Source organism: Streptomyces sp. NPDC007907 (assembly GCF_042959365.1).
Lineage (GTDB): Bacteria > Actinomycetota > Actinomycetes > Streptomycetales > Streptomycetaceae > Streptomyces > Streptomyces indiaensis.
On record NZ_JBIBKR010000005.1, the window covers coordinates 602,528 to 619,342 of the forward strand.

General features: G+C 70.9%; 15 protein-coding genes and 1 tRNA gene. 5 read left to right on the forward strand and 11 right to left on the reverse strand.

The window, feature by feature from the left end:
* Positions 1-17 precede the first annotated feature (17 nt).
* Both ACFZDI_RS23530 and ACFZDI_RS23535 read right to left on the reverse strand, forming a co-directional pair.
* Complete coding sequence (locus ACFZDI_RS23530) at positions 18-560, reverse strand: RNA 2'-phosphotransferase (protein WP_391252982.1); 543 nt, start codon at positions 558-560, stop codon at positions 18-20.
* A 185-nt stretch (positions 561-745) separates the two neighbouring features.
* Positions 746-2,503: an SDR family oxidoreductase gene (locus tag ACFZDI_RS23535; RefSeq protein ID WP_391252984.1), complete on the reverse strand. Its 1,758-nt coding sequence runs from the start codon at positions 2,501-2,503 to the stop codon at positions 746-748.
* 168 nt (positions 2,504-2,671) lie between these two features.
* On the opposite strand from ACFZDI_RS23535, the gene ACFZDI_RS23540 reads away from it, so the two are divergent.
* From ACFZDI_RS23540 to ACFZDI_RS23560, 5 genes are all read left to right on the forward strand, one after another.
* Entirely contained in the window at positions 2,672-3,640 is a 969-nt protein-coding gene (locus tag ACFZDI_RS23540; RefSeq protein WP_234750417.1) for an ABC transporter ATP-binding protein, read from the forward strand.
* Positions 3,630-4,547, forward strand: a complete 918-nt coding sequence (locus ACFZDI_RS23545) for an ABC transporter permease (RefSeq protein WP_391252986.1) — start codon at positions 3,630-3,632, stop codon at positions 4,545-4,547. The genes ACFZDI_RS23540 and ACFZDI_RS23545 overlap by 11 nt, the downstream gene beginning before the upstream one ends.
* On the forward strand, positions 4,544-5,455 hold the full coding sequence (locus ACFZDI_RS23550; RefSeq protein ID WP_391252987.1) for an ATP-binding cassette domain-containing protein: 912 nt from the start codon (positions 4,544-4,546) through the stop codon (positions 5,453-5,455). The genes ACFZDI_RS23545 and ACFZDI_RS23550 overlap by 4 nt, the downstream gene beginning before the upstream one ends.
* Before the next feature lie 9 nt (positions 5,456-5,464).
* Positions 5,465-6,184 (forward strand): ABC transporter permease, encoded by a 720-nt coding sequence (locus ACFZDI_RS23555; RefSeq protein WP_234750387.1) that lies wholly within the window; start codon positions 5,465-5,467, stop codon positions 6,182-6,184.
* Between the two features lie 339 nt (positions 6,185-6,523).
* Positions 6,524-6,610: transfer RNA gene (locus tag ACFZDI_RS23560), tRNA-Ser, on the forward strand.
* A gap of 104 nt (positions 6,611-6,714) precedes the next feature.
* On the opposite strand, the gene ACFZDI_RS23565 is transcribed toward ACFZDI_RS23560, so the two are convergent.
* The 9 genes from ACFZDI_RS23565 to ACFZDI_RS23605 all read right to left on the reverse strand — a co-directional run bounded on the left by ACFZDI_RS23565 (position 6,715) and on the right by ACFZDI_RS23605 (position 16,645).
* On the reverse strand, positions 6,715-7,533 hold the full coding sequence (locus ACFZDI_RS23565) for an HAD family hydrolase (RefSeq protein WP_234750388.1): 819 nt from the start codon (positions 7,531-7,533) through the stop codon (positions 6,715-6,717).
* On the reverse strand, positions 7,530-8,807 hold the full coding sequence (gene serS / locus ACFZDI_RS23570) for a serine--tRNA ligase (protein ID WP_391252991.1): 1,278 nt from the start codon (positions 8,805-8,807) through the stop codon (positions 7,530-7,532). The genes ACFZDI_RS23565 and serS overlap by 4 nt, the downstream gene beginning before the upstream one ends.
* A 539-nt stretch (positions 8,808-9,346) precedes the next feature.
* Complete coding sequence (gene pheA, locus ACFZDI_RS23575; RefSeq protein WP_234750390.1) at positions 9,347-10,279, reverse strand: prephenate dehydratase; 933 nt, start codon at positions 10,277-10,279, stop codon at positions 9,347-9,349.
* 71 nt (positions 10,280-10,350) lie between these two features.
* The gene (efeB, locus tag ACFZDI_RS23580; protein ID WP_234750391.1) at positions 10,351-11,649 is read right to left on the reverse strand and encodes an iron uptake transporter deferrochelatase/peroxidase subunit; all 1,299 of its coding nucleotides are present in this window, start codon (positions 11,647-11,649) and stop codon (positions 10,351-10,353) included.
* A gap of 6 nt (positions 11,650-11,655) precedes the next feature.
* On the reverse strand, positions 11,656-13,731 hold the full coding sequence (locus tag ACFZDI_RS23585; protein ID WP_391252993.1) for a copper resistance protein CopC: 2,076 nt from the start codon (positions 13,729-13,731) through the stop codon (positions 11,656-11,658).
* A 13-nt stretch (positions 13,732-13,744) separates the two neighbouring features.
* Entirely contained in the window at positions 13,745-14,218 is a 474-nt protein-coding gene (locus ACFZDI_RS23590; RefSeq protein WP_234750393.1) for a copper chaperone PCu(A)C, read from the reverse strand.
* Positions 14,215-14,868 (reverse strand): SCO family protein, encoded by a 654-nt coding sequence (locus tag ACFZDI_RS23595; protein ID WP_234750395.1) that lies wholly within the window; start codon positions 14,866-14,868, stop codon positions 14,215-14,217. The genes ACFZDI_RS23590 and ACFZDI_RS23595 overlap by 4 nt, the downstream gene beginning before the upstream one ends.
* Positions 14,869-14,959: 91 nt before the next feature.
* Positions 14,960-15,703, reverse strand: a complete 744-nt coding sequence (locus ACFZDI_RS23600; RefSeq protein WP_391252996.1) for a DUF1775 domain-containing protein — start codon at positions 15,701-15,703, stop codon at positions 14,960-14,962.
* A gap of 120 nt (positions 15,704-15,823) precedes the next feature.
* Positions 15,824-16,645, reverse strand: a complete 822-nt coding sequence (locus ACFZDI_RS23605) for a hypothetical protein (protein WP_391252998.1) — start codon at positions 16,643-16,645, stop codon at positions 15,824-15,826.
* Positions 16,646-16,815: the final 170 nt, after the last annotated feature.

Sequence of the window (16,815 nt, forward strand, 5' to 3'; positions counted from 1 at the left end):
GTCCGGGTGGACACGGTCTAGTCGGGAAAGTGCAGGTACCGTGCCGGCACGGCCTCGGTCAGCCACACCCCGTTCGCGCTGACCTGGAAGGCATGGCCGTCGCGGTGCATGGCGTCCGCGTCGACCGTCAGTACGACCGGCCGACCCCGGCGGGCTCCGACACGGGTCGCCGTCTCCCGGTCGGGCGAGAGGTGCACCGCGTGCCGGTTCATCGGGCGCAGGCCCTCGGCCCGGATCGCGTCCAGGTTGCGGGCGACGGTGCCGTGGTAGAGGTGCGCGGGCGGGGTGGCCGGCGCCAGTCCGAGGTCGACGTCCACACTGTGGCCCTGGCTGGCGCGGATCCGGGTGCCTTCGACGGCGAAGCGCCGTTTGTCGTTCGTGGCGACGACATGGTCCAGCTCGTCGCGGGTGAACCGGAAGCCGTGTGCGGTTGCCGCGGCGATCAAGGTGTCGATCTCGACCCAGCCGGCCTCGTCGAGCGTGAGCCCGATGCGTTCCGGCTGGTGGCGCAGATGCTTCGACAGGTACTTCGACACCTTCACGGTGCGTCTTTCGTCCATCCCACCAGGGTGCGGGAGAGACCCGAATCACGCGATCGAGTTTCACCTCGGAGGTTTGGTCCACAGCGAAGTATGGTTATCCACAGCGGAATTGACGCTTCTGTGGACAACTGGGCGCTACAGCAGAGGACTTGGGCCTCGCCTCGCCTCGGCCGGTGCCTCACCTGCACCTGCCACACCGCGTCCTACATCGGCGGCTTCATCCGCGCCAGGCCTCGCAGCGCCCCCGGTGCCCACCGCGACAGCCACCGCGCACCCCGCGCCTCCGGTGTCACCGGCACCACCGCCTCGTTGCGCGTCACCGACCGCAGGATCGCACGGGCGACCTTCTCCGGCGGATAGTTCCGCAGCCCGTACAGGCGGGCGGCACGCTGCTGCAGCCTCTTCTCCTCCGGGGCGTCGGCCCCGGCGAAGCGCGCGGTCGACGTGATGGCGGTGTTCACGATGCCCGGGCACACCGTCGTCACGCCGATCCCCTGCCCGGCGAGCTCCGCCCGCAGGCACTCGCCGAGCATCAGCACGGCCGCCTTGGAGGTGCTGTACGCGGGCAGCGCGCGGGACGGCTGGTACGCCGCGGCGGACGCCACATTGACGATGTGGCCGCCCTGGCCACGCTCGGCCATCCGCCGGCCGAAGAGCCGGCACCCGTGGATGACGCCCCACAGATTGACGTCGAGGACCTTCTTCCAGTCCTCCGGGGTGGTGTCGAAGAAGGAACCGGCCAGTCCGATCCCCGCGTTGTTCACGAGGACGTCCACCACCCCGTACTCGGTGGTGACCCTGTCGGCGAGCTTCTCCATGGCCTGCTCGTCGGAGACGTCGACCGTCTCCGCCCAGGCGTCGGCAGCGCCTCGAAGGCGGCAGGACTCGGCGGTGCGTGCCGCCGCCTCCCCGTTCCGGTCGACGGCCACGACGCGCGCACCGGCCGCGGCGAACGCGAGCGCGGTCGCCCGCCCGATACCGCTGCCCGCGCCGGTGACCAGCGCGAGCTGCCCGCCGAAGCGCTCGGCGTGCTCGCCGTCCGCCGCCACCGGGGGCCGCCCGCTCTCGACGGACGTCACGAACTTCTCGATCCACGAGGCCAGTCGGTCGGGGCGGGTGCGCGGGACCCAGTGCCCCGCCTGGATGGTCCTGCGCGTCAGCTGCGGAACCCACCGCTCCAGTTCGTCGTGGAGCCGCTCCGAGAGGAACCGGTCCTCCAGGGGTGTGATGACCTGTACGGGCGCGTGGGCGTGCGCGTCCGGGCGGGGAGCGCGCATCCTGGGCCGGACGTTGTCCCGGTACAACCAGGCCCCGTGGGCCGCGTCCGACGGCAGGGACGCGGTGGGGTAGTCACCCCGGGGCACCTTCTCGGCGCGTTCCAGCATCCGTGGCCAGCGCTTGCCGAGCGGGCCGCGCCAGGCCAGCTCGGGCAGCAGGGGCGTGTGCAGCAGGTACACGTACCAGGAGCGGGCGCCCTGGCCGAGCAGCTGGGCGACCCGGCGCGGGGTGGGCCGCTTCATCCGCTTGCCGATCCAGTGTCCGAAGTGGTCGAGGGACGGCCCGGACATCGAGGTGAAGGAAGCGATCCGGCCCCTGGTGCGCTGCGCGGTGGTGAACTCCCAGGCCTGCACCGACCCCCAGTCGTGCCCGACCAGGTGCACCGGCGCGCCCGGACTCACCGCGTCCGCGACGGCCAGGAAGTCGTCCGTCAGCTTCTCCAGCGTGAACCCGCCCCGCAGCGGTCGCGGCGCCGTCGACCGGCCGTGGCCGCGGACGTCGTAGGCCACCACGTGAAAGCGGTCGGCGAGCCGCGCGGCGACCTCGGACCACACCTCTTTGCTGTCGGGGTAGCCGTGCAGCAGGACGACCGTCGGCCGTCCCGGATCACCCATCTCGGCCACGCACAGCTCGACTTCGCCCGCCCGAACCCTGCGCTCCCGCGCGCCCGTCAGCAACGTCATCCGGCGAATCTCGCAGTTGTTAGAGAGTTCGTCAATAGGGGCTTCCGGGTGGTGGTAACTCTCAAGGAGCAGCTCCCCTAGGGGCCCGTAATACTCAGGGCTGATCCGAAGACAGCTCTGCGGAGTGACGACCGCCACTCGCACCGCCCCTACCTTCGTAGGGTGACTGTGATCGCGACCGAAAGCCTGAGCAAGCGGTTCCCCCGGGTGACCGCGCTTGACCGGCTCTCCGTGGACGTCGGGCCCGGTGTGACCGGACTCGTCGGAGCCAACGGAGCCGGCAAGTCCACACTGATCAAGATCCTGCTGGGTCTGTCCCCCGCCACCGAGGGCCGCGCCGAAGTGCTCGGTCTCGATGTCGCCACCGACGGCGCCGCCATCCGTGAGCGGGTCGGCTACATGCCCGAGCACGACTGCCTGCCACCGGACGTCTCGGCCACCGAGTTCGTCGTCCACATGGCGCGCATGTCCGGCCTGCCGCCCACCGCCGCGCGCGAGCGCACCGCCGACACCCTGCGCCACGTCGGGCTGTACGAGGAGCGCTACCGCCCCATCGGCGGCTACTCGACCGGCATGAAACAGCGCGTCAAGCTCGCGCAGGCCCTCGTCCACGACCCGCAGCTGGTCTTCCTGGACGAGCCCACCAACGGCCTCGACCCGGTCGGCCGCGACGAGATGCTCGGCCTGATCCGCAGGATCCACACCGACTTCGGCATCTCGGTCCTGGTCACCTCCCATCTGCTGGGCGAGCTGGAGCGCACCTGCGACCACGTCGTCGTCGTGGACGGCGGCAAGCTCCTGCGCTCCAGTTCCACCACGGACTTCACGCAGACCACCACGACCCTGGCGATCGAGGTCACCGACTCCGACGCGCACCCGGACGGCACCCGCGCGGTCCGCGAGGCGCTGCACGCGCGCGGAGTGACCGTCGAGGACGGCAGCGGCCTGCCCGGCGCCGGCCACGTCCTGCTGCTCACCGCGCAGGGCGAGGAGACGTACGACCTGGTCCGGGACGTGATCGCGGACCTCGGTCTCGGCCTGGTGCGCATGGAGCAGCGCCGGCACCACATCTCCGAGGTCTTCACCGGTAGCGACGAGCGCGAACAGCGGAAGGAGGCGGTCGGCCATGGCGGTTGAGCACTCCACGGGGGCACCCGCCCCGGCACCGGGCGACCAGACCCGCATCCACAACATCGGCTACCGCAACTACGACGGCCCGCGCCTGGGCCGCGCCTACGCCCGCCGCTCCCTTTACTCGCAGTCCCTGCGCGGCTCCTACGGCCTCGGCCGCTCGGTGAAGTCGAAGGTGCTGCCGATGCTGCTCTTCGTGGTGATGTGCGTGCCCGCGGCCATCATGGTCGCCGTCGCGGTCGCCACCAAGGCCAAGGAACTGCCCGTCGACTACACGCGCTACGCGATCATCATGCAGGCGGTCATCAGCCTGTATGTCGCCTCGCAGGCGCCCCAGTCCGTCTCGCGGGACCTGCGCTTCAAGACCGTTCCGCTGTACTTCTCGCGGCCCATCGAGACCTCCGACTACGTCCGCGCCAAGTTCGCGGCCCTGGCCTCGGCGCTGTTCGTCCTCACGGCCGCTCCGCTGCTCGTGCTCTACGTGGGCGCGCTGCTGGCCAAGCTGGACTTCGCCGACCAGACCAAGGGATTCGCACAGGGGCTGGTCTCCGTGGCTCTGCTCTCACTGCTGTTCGCCGGCATCGGCCTGGTCATCGCATCCGTCACCCCGCGCCGCGGCTTCGGCATCGCGGCCGTGATCGCCGTGCTGACCATCACCTACGGCGCGGTCTCCACCCTCCAGGCCATCGCCGACGCCCAGGGCAGCGGCGACGCCGTGCCGTGGATCGGACTGTTCTCGCCGATCACGATCGTCGACGGTGTGCAGTCCGCGTTCCTGGGCGCGACATCCGCCTCCCCCAGCGGGGTGGGCCCGAGCACCGCCGAGGGCGTCGTCTACGTCCTCGTCGCCCTGGGCCTGATCGCGGCGAGCTACGGCCTCCTGATGCGCCGCTACAAGAAGGTGGGACTGTGACCACGCTCAACATCGACCACGTCTCCCGCTGGTTCGGCAACGTGGTCGCCGTCAACGACATCACCATGACCATCGGCCCCGGCGTCACGGGCCTGCTGGGTCCCAACGGTGCCGGGAAGTCCACCCTCATCAACATGATGGGCGGCTTCCTGGCCCCCTCCACCGGCACCGTCACCCTCGACGGCCAGGCCGTGTGGCGCAACGAGCAGATCTACCGGCACATCGGCGTCGTCCCCGAGCGGGAGGCGATGTACGACTTCCTCACCGGCAAGGAATTCGTCCTGGCCAACGCCGAGCTGCACGGCCTGGGCGCGAAGGCCGCCCAGAAGGCGCTCGCCACGGTCGAGATGGAGTACGCGCAGGACCGCAAGATCCAGACGTACTCCAAGGGCATGCGCCAGCGCGTGAAGATGGCCTCCGCCCTGGTGCACGACCCCTCTCTGCTCTTGCTGGACGAGCCGTTCAACGGCATGGACCCGCGCCAGCGCATGCAGCTGATGGACCTGCTGCGCCGCATGGGCGACGAGGGCCGCACGGTGCTGTTCTCGTCCCACATCCTCGAAGAGGTCGAGCAGCTCGCCTGGCACATCGAGGTCGTCGTCGCCGGCCGGCACGCCGCCAGTGGTGACTTCCGCAAGATCCGCCGTCTGATGACCGACCGGCCGCACCGCTACCTGGTGCGTTCCAGCGACGACCGCGCCCTCGCGGCCGCGCTGATCGCCGACCCGTCGACGTCCGGCATCGAGGTCGACGTCACTGAGGGCGCGCTGCGCATCCAGGCCGTCGACTTCGGCCGCTTCACCACGCTGCTGCCCAAGGTCGCCAGGGACCACGGCATCCGGCTGCTCACGGTCTCGCCGTCCGACGAGTCCCTCGAGTCCGTCTTCTCGTACCTGGTCGCGGCGTAGGAGGCCCTGATGTACGACCCCACAGTCGCCCGGCTCACCTACCGGGCCCTGCTCGGCCGTCGCCGGGCCCTCATCCTCGGCGCCCTGCCGATGCTGCTGATCGTGATCGCCGTGGCCGTGCGCGGCCTGGCCGGGGCGGACGACCAGACGGCGTCCGACCTGCTCGGCGGACTCGCCCTGGCCACGATGGTGCCGATCATCGGCGTCATCGCCGGAACGGGCGCGATCGGCCCCGAGATCGACGACGGCTCGGTGGTGTACCTGCTGTCCAAGCCGATCAAGAGGCCGACGATCATCTTCACCAAGCTGATCGTCGCCATCGCCGTGACCATGGTGTTCTCGGCCGTGCCGACGCTCATCGCCGGGTTCATCCTCAACGGCAACGGCCAGCAGGTCGCCGTCGCCTACACGGTGGCCGCGCTGGTCGCCTCCATCGCCTACGCGGCCCTGTTCCTGCTGCTGGGCACGGTCTCCCGGCACGCGGTGGTGTTCGGTCTGGTCTATGCCCTGGTCTGGGAGGCCCTGTTCGGCTCCCTGGTGCCGGGTGCGCGCACGCTGAGCGTCCAGCAGTGGTCGCTGGCGGTGGCGCAGAAGGTGTCCGGCGGGGACCTGGTCTCCTCCGACGTGGGCCTGACGACGGCGACGGTGCTGCTGGTCGCCGTCACGGTGCTGGCCACCTGGTACGCCGGGCAGAAGCTGCGTTCCCTCACGCTCGCGGGCGAGGAGTGACGCAGCCCGGCCTTGAGGAGGCCCGCCGCCGCAGATGGCGCAGGCGCTAGCTGTATTGATCACGAGCGGCCGTAGCAGCCGGTGATTTATTCGGTGGCGTCCCATTCGCCCGGCGGGCAGAGTGGTTGTCGTCGCCGCCGGGCCTGGAGCCCGGCGCCACAGTCCGGGAGAGGAGCGGGGCGATGTCCATGCACGGCAGTACGCCCAGCTCCCTTCAGGGCAGCCGGCGGCGGGATCCGGAGTAGCCACTATCTCTCCGTGGAACCCGCCGCGCACGGGGAGCTGCCCGGGGCGGCCGCTTCGAGCACGCGAATCGCACATCGCGTGGGCCGCCCACCCGGAGGATTGGCCGAGTGGTAAGGCACCGGTTTGCTCAACCGTGGTCGGGTCGGAAGGCCCGCGCACGTTCGATCCGTGCATCCTCCGCCGAACACCATGGAACCCTGAGTATCGGGGCCTGAAGACCAGGCCCTCATAGCGGGCCTTGAGCACTGGCGTTGAGCTGCGGTTCCGACCACCGGGCCAGGGGTTCAGCCCAGCAGTCGCTCCAGTACCACCGCGATGCCGTCCTCGTCGTGGGACGACGTCACCTCGTCGGCGACCGCCTTCAGTTCCTCGTGGGCGTCCGCCATGGCGACGCCGTAGGAGGCCCAGGCGAACATCGGGATGTCGTTGGGCATGTCGCCGAAGGCGATCGTGTCGGCCGCCTTCAGACCGAGCCGGCGGGCCGCCAGGGACAGCCCCGTCGCCTTGGACAGGCCCAGCGGGAGCAGCTCCACGATGCCCGCGCCCGCCATGGTGACGGTGACGAAACCGCCGGCCGTGCGCGTGGCCGCCTCGCAGAGCTCGTCGTCGCTCAGCGTCGGGTGCTGGATGTACAGCTTGTTCAGGGGCGCGGACCACAGGTCCGACGCGTCAGTGAAGGGGGTGGCGGGCAGGCTGCCCGTGACCGCGTAGCCCGGGCCCACCAGCACCTCGCCGTCGAGGCCGTCACGGCTCGCCGCCAGGTGCAGCGGGCCCACCTCCGCCTCGATCTTGGCCAGTGCCACCCCGGCCAGCTGCCGGTCCAGCGTCACGGACGTCAGCAGGCGGTGCGCGCCGGCGTCGTAGACCTGCGCGCCCTGGCCGCAGACGGCGAGGCCCTGGTAGCCGAGGTCGTCGAGGATGTGCCGGGTCCAGGGGACGGCACGGCCGGTGACGACGATGTGGGCGGCGCCCGCCGCGGTGGCCGCGGCGAGCGCGTCACGGGTGCGCTGCGACACCGTGTCGTCGGAGCGCAGCAGCGTGCCGTCGAGATCGGTGGCGACGAGCCGGTACGGGAAGGCGCCCGGGGAGGCCGTGTCGCTCACTTGGCCACCGGCTCCAAGACCTCCCGGCCTCCCAGGTACGGACGGAGCACCTCGGGCACGCGCACCGAGCCGTCGGCCTGCTGGTGGTTCTCCAGGATCGCCACGATCGTGCGCGGGACGGCGCACAGCGTGCCGTTGAGCGTGGCCAGCGGGCGGACCTGCTTGCCCTCACGGACGCGGATCGACAGGCGGCGGGACTGGAACTCGGCGCAGTCCGAGGTCGAGGTCAGCTCGCGGTACTTGCCCTGGGTGGGGATCCACGCTTCGCAGTCGAACTTGCGGGAGGCCGAGGCCCCCAGGTCGGCGCTCGCCACGTCGATCACGCGGAACGGCAGCTCCAGCGAGGTCAGCCACTGCTTCTCCCACTCCAGCAGGCGCTGGTGCTCGGCCTGCGAGTCCTCGGGAGTGACGTAGGAGAACATCTCGACCTTGTCGAACTGGTGCACGCGGAAGATGCCCCGGGTGTCCTTGCCGTGCGAACCCGCCTCGCGGCGGAAGCAGGGCGAGAAGCCCGCGTAGCGCAGGGGGAGGCGGTCGGCGTCGAGGATCTCGTCCATGTGGTACGCGGCGAGCGCGACCTCGGAGGTGCCGACGAGGTAGAGGTCGTCGTCGGCGAGGTGGTAGACGTCCTGCGCGGCCTGGCCGAGGAAGCCCGTGCCCGCCATGGACTGGGGGCGGACCAGCGCCGGGGTCAGCATCGGGGTGAAGCCGGCCGCGGTGGCCTGCGCCATCGCCGCGTTCACCAGGGCGAACTCCAGGAGCGCGCCCACGCCGGTGAGGAAGTAGAAGCGCGAGCCGGAGACCTTGGCGCCCCGCTCGACGTCGATCGCGCCGAGGAGCTGGCCGAGCGCCAGGTGGTCCTTCGGCTCGAAGCCCTCGGCGCCGAAGTCGCGGATCGTGCCGTGCGTCTCGAGCGTGACGAAGTCCTCCTCGCCGCCCACGGGCACGTGCGGGTGGACGAGGTTGCCGAGTCGCTGGAGGAGCTCCTGGGTCTCGGTCGCGGCCGCGTCGCGGTCCGCGTCGGCGGCCTTGACGTCCGCGGCGAGCTGACCCGCCTTCTTCAGCAGTTCGGCCTTCTCGTCGCCGGCCGCCTTCGGGATGAGCTTGCCGAGCGCCTTCTGCTCGGCGCGCAGCTCGTCGAAGCGGACGCCGGACGACCTGCGCCGCTCGTCGGCAGACAGGAGGGCGTCGACGAGCGCGACGTCCTCTCCACGGGCGCGCTGCGACGCGCGCACACGGTCGGGGTCCTCACGGAGCAGGCGAAGGTCAATCACGCGCCCAAGGCTACCGGTGCGGGGTGACCGCCCACGACTCACTATCCACGGCGTGGCATACGTACCGTTATGGGTGAATTACGTGGAGTGTCAATTAAGCAATCGCCTGTCCCCGGCACGAGGCATCTGCCGGACGTCACATTGACGCGAATCCCTTGCGGGGAGCGGGACTTGGCCGTGTGTTGTCCACAGGAATGCACGCCCCTCGGAAAGTTATCCACAGGCTGTGTGGAAGATCTGTGGACTGCGGAATTGATCACTCCGGAAGGCATGGGTGCCCCTGAGAATTCCCTGCGCAAACCCGCTTTACCCTCACTTTCGAGTGGAAATGGGTCGCCCCTAAGAGTTACTCAAGGGAAAACAGTGGACGAAGGATGACCTGCCGACGGATGGATGCATCCAGGGCTCATAGGCGATTTGTCGACTGAGTCATGCTTCGTTGTCGACTTGTCCCCAGGTCGAGAAGCGCACCTGTGGATAACCCCTGTGGATAACGACAATCAGCAGGTACGACCGGCCCGGAAAGGGCCGGTGAGCTGCTAGAAGCGCCCGTCCTGGCACCGCGCGACCCAGTCCGCCGCCCCCGCGAACTCCTCGTCGGACGTCCCCAGCCGCGGTGGCTGCACTTCCTCCGGCTGCACGTCCGCGCGCGGGTAGGAGCCCAGATAGCGCACCTGGAGGCAGATCCGCTTCAGACCCATCAGGGCGTCGGCCACCCGGCGGTCGGAGATGTGGCCCTCGGCGTCGATGCAGAAGCAGTAGTTGCCGATGCCGGCGCCGGTGGGCCGGGACTGGAGCAGCATGAGGTTGATGCCGCGGGTGGCGAACTCGCCCAGCAGGTCGCGCAGGCCACCGGGGTGGTCGTCGCGCTGCCACAGCACGATCGAGGTTTTGTCCGCGCCGGTCGGCGCCGCGGGACGGGCGGGCCGGCCGACCAGAACGAACCGCGTCTGGGCGTTCTCCGCGTCGTGGATCCCGGTCTCCAGGGCCTCCAGGCCGTAGCGGGCGGCCGCGAACTCACCCGCGAAGGCGGCGTCGTACTGACCCTCCTGGACCAGCCGCGCGGCGTCCGCGTTCGAGGCGGCCGACTCCCAGTGCGCGTCCGGCAGGTGCTTCTTCAGCCAGTTGCGCACCTGCGGCTGCGCGGCCGGGTGGGCGGAGACGGTCTTGATGTCCGACAGCTTCGTGCCTGGGCGGACCAGCAGCGCGAAGGTGATCGACAGCAGCACCTCGCGGTAGATCATCAGCGGCGCGCCGGCGACCAGCTCGTCGAGGGTGGTGGTGATGCCGCCCTCGACGGAGTTCTCGATCGGCACGAACGCGGCCTCGGCCTCGCCGGCGCGCACGGCGTCGAGCGCGGACTGGACGGACACGTACGGGATGAGCTCCCTGGTGGCGGCCTCGGGGAGGGTGCGCAGGGCGACTTCGGTGAAGGTGCCCTCAGGGCCGAGATACGCGTAGCTCGCTGGCATGACCTCACCCTAATGGGCGCGCGGAAGCGCTATCCCCCACAAGCCGAACCATCCCACCCAATAATGAACTCTCACCCCTCCAGCAACTTCTGCCCCACGTACTCCCCCTCGGCGGCCCCGCCCGGCACCGCGAACAGCCCGCTCGACTCGTGCCGGATGAACTGCGACAGGGCGTCGCCGCGGTCGAGCTTGCGCTGCACGGGCACGAAGCCGCGCAGCGGATCGGCCTGCCAGCAGATGAAGAGCAGGCCCGCGTCGGGCACCCCGTCGGCGTCGATGCCGTCATGGAAGGAGAAGGGACGGCGGAGCATCGCCGCGCCGCCGTTCTGGTCAGGCCGGGTGATGCGGGCGTGGGCGTTGATCGGGACGACCAGGTTGCCCTGGGCGTCCGTCTTCTCCAGGTCCATCGCGGTCGTCTCGGTGCCGCCGGACAGGGCCGCGCCGTCGGACTTGCGCCGCCCGATGACATCCTCCTGCGCCTTGACGGAGAGCTGCTCCCAGTCGTCGAGGAGCATGCGGATTCGGCGTACGACGGCGTAGGAGCCGTTCGCCATCCAGGCCGGTTCGCCCTTCTCCGGTTTCTCCGGCACGAAGATGCGCTGGTCGAAGTCGGCCTCACCCGGCTTGGGGTTGCGGGTGCCGTCGATCTGGCCCATCAGGTTGCGGGCCGTCATGGGGTGGGAGGTGGCGCCCGGTGAGCGGTTGAAGCCGTTCATCTGCCAGCGCACCTTGGCGGCCCGGCCCGCGTCCTTCTGGATCGCGCGCAGGGCGTGGAAGGCGACGAGGGCGTCGTTGGCGCCGATCTGCACCCACAGGTCACCGTTGCTGCGGTTCTTGTCGAGGTGGTCGGAGGAGAACTCGGGCAGCGGGTCCAGGGCCGCCGGACGCTGCCTCTCCAGGCCTGTCCTGGCGAAGAAGCTGTGGCCGAAGCCGAAGGTGATCGTCAGCGAGGAGGGCCCGGCGTCGCGGGCGACGTCCGTGTCCCCGTGGGTGCTCGGTTCGCCCGCCATGAGCCGCCGGGCCGTCTCCGACCAGCGGCGGAGCAGCGCGGCGGCCTCCTTGCGGCCGGCCCCCGCAGCCAGGTCGAAGGCGACGAGGTGGCCGCGCGCCTGGAGGCCGTCGGTGATGCCGGGCTGATGTTTCCCGTGAAACATCGCCCGGTCCGTGCCGAGGGAGGTGAGGGGAGCGACCGCTTCGGAGGGGGCGGCGGCGTAGCCCACGGTGGCGCCGGCGGTGCCGAGGACGAGCCCGGTGGCACCGGCGGTACCGAGCAGCCGCCGCCGTGAGATGCCCTCGTGCGTGGGGGCCGCCTCGTTCTTCACCGGGCCGGCCTCGGGGGTGCGGGCCTTCGGGAGGGACTGGTCAGGCATGGTCGTTCAGCCGATCTGCGCGTTCTTGGAGACGGTCACCTCGTCGATGTCGGAGGTCCGCACGGTCACGTCGACCTTCCAGTCGCCGGCCATGGGGATCTGCACTCCGTTCGCCGACCAGTGTCCGGTGGCGAGGTGGTCCGGGACGACGGGCAGGGGCCCGATGTCCTTGGCTTTCAGGGTGAAGTCCACCTTGACCTCGGGGATGTCGAAGGCCCTGCCGTTGGGCCGCTCCACGTAGACGTGCATTTCGTTGTCGCCCACGCGCGCGGGGTCGAGGTCGATGGTGACGATGCCCTTGCCGTCCTCACCGCCGGTGTCGAACGGCATGTTCAGGGTCAGTGCCCCGGACGCGCCCGTGTCGGCGGAGGCGGATGCGGAGGACGAGGTGGCGGCCTTGGCCTCCTGCTCGGTGCGTCCCGGCTCGGTCTGCGTCAGCACGGTGGTGACGGCGAGCAGGACGACCGCGACGCCGGCCTCGGTCAGCACGGAGCGGCGCAGTCCGAAGCGGTTCGGGTCCGCGTCCCGGATCCGCTTCCGCCGGGCGGCGTCCCGGGCGGCCCGCTGCCGGGCGAGCTGTGCGGCACGTTCGCTGCCGGCGGGCTCGGTGCCGGCGGGCTTGGTATCTGTGGGCTCGGTAGCTGTGGGCTCGCTGCCGGATGGTTCGTCCGTGTCGAGGCCTCGGTCGCGCTCGTCGTCACCCTGGCCCTCGCCGACCGGGTCCGCTTCGTCGACGGCGTCCGTGCTTCCGGCCGCGTGGCCGGTGGCAGCGGGCTCCACGGCGCCGGTGTCATCCGTCCGCGCGCCGACCCGTTCCTTCTCCCGTACCGCCGATACGGCCACCGGTGACGTCTCCGTCAGCCGTCCCGTCCACCGGCGCGAGATCCACGCGATGCCGACCAGGACGACCACGAGGGCGATCTTGGCGAGGAGGAGTTGGCCGTAGCGGGTGTCGGTGAAGGCCGACCAGGAGCCGAGCTGGCGCCAGGACTGGTACGTCCCGGTCGCGATCAGCACGAGGACGCTGCCGAAGGCGACCTGCGAGAAGCGGCGTACGGCCGCCGCGTCGACGGGCGTCTCGGCGGGCGCGCGGTACAGGGCGACCAGCAGCGCGCCCAGCCCGCCGAGCCAGGCGGCGACGGCCAGCAGGTGGAGCACGTCCACCGGCATGGCGATGCCCGCCTGGAGGCCGACGGAGGCGTGCTCGGACATCGCCCAGCTCGCCGCGAGCCCGGCCGCCACGACGACACCGCCGATCGAGAGCCCGAAGGTCAGGTCCCTCTTCTCCCGGGCGTCCTCCCGCTTGTCGTAGGCCCCGAACAGCACGGCGATGAACAGGGCGGCCGCGGCGAGCAGCAGCAGCCGGGACACCAGGGCCGCGCCGGTCTTGGTCTGCAGCACCTGTCCGAGCAGGGACAGGTCGAAGACGTCGGCGACCTTCCCGGAGCCGGTGAAGGAGCCGCGCAGGAGCAGCAGCGCGAGGGTCGCCGCGGTGAGGGCGACCCACCCGGAGACGACGTACCGCTGCACCGGCCGCACCCCGGAACCGCGCTGCCAGCAGGCGAGCACGAAGGCGGCGCCGCCGGCCATCACGAGAAACCCGGCGTACGACACGTACCGTCCGAAGCCGTACAGCCAGCCCACGACCCCGTCGTCCGTCGACTGCCCGGAGACCGAGACGGAGGTCTTGGAGGGGGCCCCGATGGAGAAGGTGTAGGCACCCGCGACGGGATGGCTGTCCGCGGAGACCACCTGGTAGGCCACCGTGTACGTGCCGTCGGGCAGCCCCGAGTGCAGCGGCACGGCATACGTCGTGCCACTGACGTTGGCCGGCTTGGCCGTGTCGACGCGCTTGCCCTCGGGGTCGAGCACGCGCAGCGAGTCGTCGGACAGCGCGACCTGCTCGGAGAAGGTGAGCGAGATCCGGGCCGGGGCCTTGTCGACCACCGCCCCCTGCCCGGGGTCGCTGCCGGTCACCGCGGCGTGCGCGGAGGCCGGGCCGGCTCCGGCCAGGAGTGCGCAGGCCGCGGCCAGGAGCAGCAGCACCAGTGCCCGGACGCGGGGGGCGATGGTCTGTGTCACGGAGGTCCCTCCCTCAGTGTCCGGTCGTCGGGGTGTAGGTCGGCGGCTTCACCGGCATCTCGACCTTCACCGGGTCGGAGTGCGCGAAGTGCAGCTCGACGGAGACCGTCTGGCCTTCCTCGGGCTTGCTCTTCAGCTGCTCGAACATCAGGTGGTCGCCGCCGCTCCTCAGCTCCAGCCGGCCGCCCGCGGGGATCTTGAGGCTCTTGACCTCCTGCATTGCCCCGTCGACGGTCTTGTGCACGGTGACCTGTCCGGCGACGTCGCTGGTGACCGAGGTCAGCTCGTCGGCGGCGTCGCCCTTGTTGGTGACGGTGAGGAAGCCGGCCGCCATGTCGTCGGACACCGGCTGCGGCATGTAGGCGGAGCCGGCGGAGAGTTCAGGCTTTCCCGAATCGTTTCCGCTGTCGGAGTCCGAGCCGCCGCAGCCCGCCAGGGCCAGGGCACCGGCTATGGCGAGGGCCGCCGGGGCGAGTCGCCGCCTCACGGGTTCTCCCCCTTGATGATCTTGGGGAGGTCCTTGGTGTAGTCGTCGACGTCGGCGTCCTCGCCGTAGAGCACGTAGCCGCCGTCGGTCTTCGGGGAGAACGCGATGACCTGGGTGCCGTGCTCGGAGATCGTCTTGCCGTTCTTGTCCTTGCGCGTCGGCTCGATGGAGATGCCGAGGGTGCGGGCGCCCGCCTGGATGGTCGCGAAGTCACCGGTGAGGCCGACGAACCGGGTGTCGATGCCCTTGAGCCACTTGCCGAGTTCGGCCGAGGTGTCGCGCTGGGGGTCGGTGGTGACGAACACCACGCGCAGCTGGTCCTGCTCGGCCTTGGACAGCTGCTTCTTGGCGACGGCGATGTTGTTCATCGTCAGCGGGCAGACGTCGGGGCAGTGGGTGTAGCCGAAGTAGATCAGCGTGGGCTTGCCCTCGGTCTCCTTGCGGAGGTCGTACTTCTTGCCCTGGGTGTCGGTGAGGACCAGGTCCGGCTTCTCGAACGGCTTGTCGAGGACGGTGGCGGCCTTGTCGGCACCGGCCTCCTCGGACACCACGGAGACGGGCTGGTCGCTCGCGTCGCCGCTGCCGCAGGCGGTCAGGGTCAGGGAGGCGGCGGCGAGCAGCGCGGCCGCGGCGAAGGTCTTGGTGCGCATAGAAAAATGTCCCAGATGTCGGTGACCCGGCGCGCACCGGGGTGCCCCGCCCGAAGCGGGGATCCGGCGCGCGCCGTCAACGGAGGCAGTCTCAGGCGGTGGCCCGTCGGCGTCCGGCGAGCACGCCGTAGGCGACACCCGCGGCGCCGACCACGATGCCGACGACGCCCAGCACCCGGGCGGTGGTGTCGGTGCCGTCGGAGGAGGCGGAGTCGGAGGCGGAGGTGTGGGCGGAGGCCTTCTCGGCCGACTTGGCGTCGGAGTCCTCATCGGCCGCGGCGCCGTGGTGCCCGTCCTCGGAGGCGGCGGACAGCTGCAGCACCGGGGCCGGGTTGTCGGGCTCCTCCTTGCCCTCCTGCGGCACCTCGATCCAGCGGACGACCTCCTTGTTGGAGTACGTCTGCAGGGCCTTGAAGGCCAGCTGGTCGGTGTCCTCGGGCAGCTGGCCGACGGAGAGCGGGAACTTCTCGAAGTAGCCGGGCTCGATGCCCTTGCCGTCGGCGGTCCACGTGACCTTGGAGACAGCCTCGGTGATCTTCTCGCCGTGCATCTCCAGCGGCTTCTCCAGCTTGGACTTGGTGACCTCGACCTTCCAGCCGGGCATGGGCTCCGGCATGACGGAGGCCAGCGGGTGGTCGGTCGGGAAGGTGACCTCGAGCTTGGTGGTCGAGGCGTCGTCGCGCTCGTTGGGGACCTTGAAGTCGATGACCGCGTAGCCGCCCTTGGCGGCCGTGCCCTCGGGCTGCACGCTGACGTGCGCGAAGGCGGGGGCGGACAGGGCGAGAACGGTGATACCGGCGGCGGCACCGGCCGCGACGATACGGGAAGCCTTCATGGAAGGAGCACTCCGCTGTGAGTCGGTCTGAATGAGGAAGGAGGGGTAGCGCGCACACGCGCGTGCCGCACGACGGCAACCCCTCCTCCGCGGAAGCGGAGTGGTGGTGGTCGCGTCGCGTCAGGCGACGAGGGCGAGTGCGGCTGCGGAAACCGTGGCGGCCGGTGGGCCGCGTCGGATCACGGTGTGCTGGAGCGCCGCCGTGCGGGGCGTCGGCGGGGCGGACTGCGTGGTGTGCGCCGGGCGGGGGTGGGCCTGCGGGGCTCCCGGGAGTCCGGCGCGCAGGGCGCGGACCAGTGCGAGAGCGGCCCGCAGGGAGCGCATCAGCGCCCCTTCGGCGACTCCTTGCGCCGACAGCTGGGTGAGCCGCAGCAGGGCGAGGTCGCCGTGGCGCAGCAGCCAGCCGGCGGCCAGGGCCGCGAGGACGTGGCCGAGCAGCATCGGCAGGGACGGCCACAGCGAGGCGGGGTCCCCGGACGTGGTGTCCGCGACCAGATGCCTGTGCGTGCCCGTGGGCGGCTGGATCCGGGCGTCGGTGAGGATCCGGTGGGCCTGTGCCGGGCTGATGGCGGCCGCTGTCGTACCGCACACGAACCGTGCGGCCTGCTGGACCAGCGCGGCGTCACTCCCGCCCACGGGCGCCGAGGACGTGGCGACGGCCGTACCGTGCTGGCCGAGGCCGAACAGGGTGTGCAGCACCGTCTGGCCGACCGCGAGCAGCGCGGCGACCCCCGCCAGTGAGCGCGCGCGCCCGGCGAGCGGGGCGGCCACCGCGGCCACCCCGAGGAACCCGGCGCCCAGTGTCCACAGCGGGATGGTGTCGCAGGAGGCGAGCGCGTGACCTGCCCCGGCCAGCACGACGCAGACCGCGGCGAACACCGCGGCCCGAAGGAACCGGAGCGTGTGTCCGGAGCGCGTCGCGCGCGCGTGGGGGGCAGACATGGCGGGCTCATCATCGCACTGGCCCCGCAGGCGTCGTGCGGCAGGTCCACAAGATGCCGTACGAGCGGAACGTCACACTCTGGCCCCGCACGCCCCCGGATGCACCGATACCTGCCCCCCACATACACCGATCAGGACCAGCGCGCATCCGCCGTATGGGCGGCGTCACG

Coding starts and splice junctions, on each gene's coding strand:
- ACFZDI_RS23530 (WP_391252982.1), bottom strand. CDS start 560: ATGGACGAAAGACGCACCGTGAAGGTGTCGAAGTACCTGTCGAAGCAT.
- ACFZDI_RS23535 (WP_391252984.1), bottom strand. CDS start 2,503: ATGACGTTGCTGACGGGCGCGCGGGAGCGCAGGGTTCGGGCGGGCGAA.
- ACFZDI_RS23545 (WP_391252986.1), top strand. CDS start 3,630: ATGGCGGTTGAGCACTCCACGGGGGCACCCGCCCCGGCACCGGGCGAC.
- ACFZDI_RS23555 (WP_234750387.1), top strand. CDS start 5,465: ATGTACGACCCCACAGTCGCCCGGCTCACCTACCGGGCCCTGCTCGGC.
- pheA (WP_234750390.1), bottom strand. CDS start 10,279: ATGCCAGCGAGCTACGCGTATCTCGGCCCTGAGGGCACCTTCACCGAA.
- efeB (WP_234750391.1), bottom strand. CDS start 11,649: ATGCCTGACCAGTCCCTCCCGAAGGCCCGCACCCCCGAGGCCGGCCCG.
- ACFZDI_RS23595 (WP_234750395.1), bottom strand. CDS start 14,868: ATGCGCACCAAGACCTTCGCCGCGGCCGCGCTGCTCGCCGCCGCCTCC.
- ACFZDI_RS23600 (WP_391252996.1), bottom strand. CDS start 15,703: ATGAAGGCTTCCCGTATCGTCGCGGCCGGTGCCGCCGCCGGTATCACC.
- ACFZDI_RS23605 (WP_391252998.1), bottom strand. CDS start 16,645: ATGTCTGCCCCCCACGCGCGCGCGACGCGCTCCGGACACACGCTCCGG.